This is a genomic window from Candidatus Planktophila sp., from assembly GCF_046070465.1.
In the GTDB taxonomy this organism is placed as follows: Bacteria; Actinomycetota; Actinomycetes; order Nanopelagicales; family Nanopelagicaceae; genus Planktophila.
Genome location: NZ_JBJTMK010000147.1, coordinates 1 through 3,697, shown reverse-complemented (window position 1 = coordinate 3,697; position 3,697 = coordinate 1). Strand labels below are relative to the sequence as shown.

The 3,697-nt window shown below is 49.5% G+C and carries 5 protein-coding genes and 2 tRNA genes; 6 read left to right on the top strand and 1 reads right to left on the bottom strand.

Features of this window, described 5'->3' with window-relative positions; all coding sequences use genetic code 11:
* The 5 genes from orn to ACKOVI_RS06450 all read left to right on the top strand — a co-directional run.
* Positions 1 to 350: oligoribonuclease (gene orn, locus ACKOVI_RS06470; protein ID WP_509603264.1), on the top strand; the 350-nt coding region annotated here is incomplete at its 5' end.
* An 18-nt stretch (positions 351 to 368) separates the two neighbouring features.
* A tRNA-His gene (locus ACKOVI_RS06465) sits at positions 369 to 444 on the top strand.
* Positions 445 to 492: 48 nt separating this feature from the next.
* Complete coding sequence (locus ACKOVI_RS06460) at positions 493 to 978, top strand: inorganic diphosphatase (RefSeq protein ID WP_509603263.1); 486 nt, start codon at positions 493 to 495, stop codon at positions 976 to 978.
* 15 nt (positions 979 to 993) lie between these two features.
* Positions 994 to 2,262, top strand: coding sequence for an ammonium transporter (locus tag ACKOVI_RS06455; RefSeq protein ID WP_509603262.1), 1,269 nt, complete (start codon positions 994 to 996; stop codon positions 2,260 to 2,262).
* 18 nt (positions 2,263 to 2,280) lie between these two features.
* Positions 2,281 to 2,619, top strand: coding sequence for a P-II family nitrogen regulator (locus ACKOVI_RS06450; protein ID WP_509603261.1), 339 nt, complete (start codon positions 2,281 to 2,283; stop codon positions 2,617 to 2,619).
* A gap of 12 nt (positions 2,620 to 2,631) precedes the next feature.
* Here the strand turns inward: ACKOVI_RS06450 and ACKOVI_RS06445 are convergent, their stop codons facing one another.
* Complete coding sequence (locus tag ACKOVI_RS06445) at positions 2,632 to 3,288, bottom strand: HNH endonuclease family protein (protein WP_509603260.1); 657 nt, start codon at positions 3,286 to 3,288, stop codon at positions 2,632 to 2,634.
* 120 nt (positions 3,289 to 3,408) lie between these two features.
* On the opposite strand from ACKOVI_RS06445, the gene ACKOVI_RS06440 reads away from it, so the two are divergent.
* A tRNA-Lys gene (locus ACKOVI_RS06440) sits at positions 3,409 to 3,481 on the top strand.
* The last annotated feature ends 216 nt before the right edge of the window (positions 3,482 to 3,697 follow it).

Genomic DNA, 3,697 nt, shown 5'->3' with positions numbered 1-3,697 from the left:
TTCTCGAATATCTAAGATCCGCAGGGGTTGATGCAGGTAAATCTCCACTGGCGGGAAACTCTGTTTCCGTCGATCGCAACTTTATTGCCCGAGATATGAAGACCCTCGCAGATTTTTTGCACTACCGAACCATTGATGTCTCAACAATCAAAGAGCTATCCCGTCGTTGGTATCCCAAGGCTTACTTTGCCGCCCCTGCAAAGACTGGAAATCACAGAGCCCTCGGCGATATCCGTGATTCCATTGATGAGTTGAAGTACTACCGCACCGCTGTTTTCAGCGATAAATCATCATCAAAGAGCCCGGCCAGAAACCGGTTTCTTAATTTCGGGCCTTGGCGGGTAAAGTAACGCCCTGCACAGCACATGGTGGGCGTAGCTCAGCTGGTAGAGCACTCGGTTGTGGTCCGAGATGTCGCGGGTTCGAGCCCCGTCGTTCACCCCAAGTTTTTCATGGCACCTTTGCCGTATACCGTAAACGGAAGGATCAAAGATGATCTTCGATGTAGTCGTTGAAATCCCAGCTGGTTCCCGCAACAAGTACGAGATCAATCACGAGACTCATGAAGTTCGCCTCGATCGCATGCTCTTTACTGCGACCCGTTTTCCGCATGACTACGGCTTTGTAAAGAACACTCTCTCAAATGATGGTGATCCCTTGGACGCTCTCGTGATGCTCGATGAGCCAACTTTCCCAGGGTGCGTTGTCTCAGCTCGCGCGGTTGCGATGTTGCGCATGACAGATGAAAAGGGAGGCGACGACAAGCTCCTCTGCGTTGCAGCTGGCGATATTCGCAAGGCAGCAATCAAGGACATCGGCGATCTTCCGATTTACGAACTCGATGAAATTAAGCACTTCTTTGAGGTCTACAAGACTCTTGAGCCAGGTAAAGAAGTTATCGGTGGAGACTGGGTCGGACACGATGCAGCAGAGGCCGAAATTCAAGCTTCATACGATCGCTACCAAGCAACGAAGTAACTTTCGGGGAGTTTCATGAACGCAGTTAATGCCGGAGATACAGCATGGGTATTAGCTAGCGGAGCACTCGTTCTCTTAATGACACCAGCGCTCGCCCTTTTCTATGGCGGCATGGTTCGCGCAAAGTCAGCGCTCAACATGATGATGATGTCATTTGCTGCAATCGGAGTAACTTCAATCATCTGGGTTCTCTACGGTTATTCATTTGCTTTTGGAAAGTCTCACGGAGGAATCATTGGTGGTTTCGACCACCTCGGGCTTGGTGGAACTCTCGACCAAGTTGTGGGCTCTGAAGGGCATCAGATTCCCACTCTTGCTTTTGTAATGTTCCAGATGACATTTGCGATTATTACTGTGGCGCTTCTCTCTGGCGCCATTGCAGACCGTGCAAAATTTAGCTCTTGGATTCTCTTCGTAGCCGTGTGGGTGACTCTCGTGTATCTCCCTGTCGCTCACTGGGTCTTCGCTTCCCACAATGGTGAAGGAGGCTGGATTGTCGATCGCCTTCACGCACTCGATTTTGCAGGTGGCCTTGTAGTAGAAATCAACTCAGGTGCTGCAGCTCTTGCTCTGGCAATTGTTCTTGGAAAGCGTGATGGCTTTAAACGTGACCCAATGCGACCGCACAATATGACTTTAGTTCTCCTTGGTGCTGGCCTTCTCTGGTTTGGCTGGTTTGGATTCAACGCAGGATCGGCGCTATCTGCAGGGCATCTTGCTGCGACAGCGATGATCAATACTCAAATCGCAACGGCTGCTGCATCTATTACCTGGATGGCGTACGAAAAGTACCGTGACGGTAAGGCGACCACACTTGGAATTGCATCGGGTGCTGTTGCAGGTGCTGTCGCAATCACACCAGCGTGCGGTTACCTCAATCCATTCGGCGCTCTAATCCTTGGACTTATAGCAGGAGTAGTTTCTGCATGGGCCGTGACTCGCAAATACAAGTATGGATATGACGATTCATTAGATGTTGTCGGTGTTCATGGTGTCGGCGGAATCCTGGGCATGATTGCTATTGGTTTACTTGCAACGCTAACTGCAAATTCAGCTGGAGCAAATGGCCTCTTCTTTAACGGCGGAACAGCTCAACTCGATCGCCAGGTATTCGCTGTGCTCGTTGTTGCCGCTTTCTCATTTATTGCAACATGGTTCATTGCAACTCTGATTTCAAAGACCATTGGTTTCCGCGCTTTCCGCGATGACGAACTCAACGGCCTCGATACGACTTATCATGCTGAATCTGCATACGACATCACAGGAAATTCCAATCGCTACTAAGCGAGATAGAAGGCAACTATGAAACTCATAACCGCAATTGTGAAGCCTGCAAAGGTCGATGACATCAAAGTAGCGCTACAAGCTGCTGGTATTGCAGGAATGACAGTCTCTGAGACTCGGGGTTTTGGTCGACAGAAGGGCCACACTGAGATCTACCGCGGTGCCGAATACACTGTCGATTTCATTCCGAAGGTCCGTATTGAAGTTTTAACTGAAGATGATCAGGCGCAATCAATCATCGACACCATTGTCACTGCGGCAAACACCGGTTCAATTGGCGATGGCAAGTTGTGGGTTACTCCAGTTGAGCAGGTAATCCGTATTCGTACAGGCGAACGTGGCGGAGACGCGCTTTAAGACATACCAAGATTAACGCGGGGGCAACAACTGCCCTGCGCACTTTGCCAAGATAGTTTGCATTGCAACTTTCTCTGCCTTCGTTACCCAAATTGAGTACTTCGCTTTTACTGCAATCTGCCTTGCGACGTAGGCACAGCGATAACTCTTGAGTGGTGGCAACCAAGTTGCAGCATCTCCATCACCCTTCTGAGAGTTCAATCGCCCTTGAACTGCCAGTAAATTCAAAGGGTCGTTATAGAAAGCAATCTTTGTTGCACTCCCCCATTTGAAGGCACCCTTCTGCCATGCATCAGAGACTGCCACCACGTGATCAATCTGCACTAAGTTGCTCGTTCCGACCCCGCGAAGAAAATCTATTGTGGTACCTGAGTATGGATCCATCAGTACACCAGTAAGAACCGTGCAGTTATCGCCAGAATATTTGTAAGTGATGGATTTCAAATCTCGATTGAGGATGTCATTTCGTGTATCGCATCCGTTGCCATCGGGATCAGCCCAATCTCCCCACGAAGCTCTGTCATAACCCGTCTTTGGAGCTCTGCCCTTTACCGCCAAAGTCTCAAGTACGACTGAAGCCTTCTGCTCTGCAGCAGTAACAGGTGCTGCCGGCATCGCCATAAAAGCAGCAACTAGCACTGCGATGAGGCGCTTCTCCCAGAGTGACATGGCTCAATCATGCCTATATCTTTGCGAGATAAGTTACCTTTTCGATGGTTTCGATTGGTCAAAGTTGCGTTTAGAAACTGGTAAGGTCTGCTCTGCATTTAAGCGTTCCCGCGCTTAAATGGGTTGTTAGCTCAGTTGGTAGAGCAGGTGACTCTTAATCACCGGGTCGGGGGTTCGAGTCCCTCACAACCCACTTAGAAGGCTTAACCCACTCTTTGATTGAGGCTCGATTAACTGAAATTACTTGGAAAACGAGCGCAGCGGGATTGCCCGAAGTGGATACCAAGTCCCAGCATGATCATTCAAAACCGGTTGTCCGTTCGGAATATTCTGGTAATAAATCGAAGCGCCACCACGTTGCGATGAAGTCGCATAACCTCCAGAAGGCGCAATGTCCTTAATGGCATTC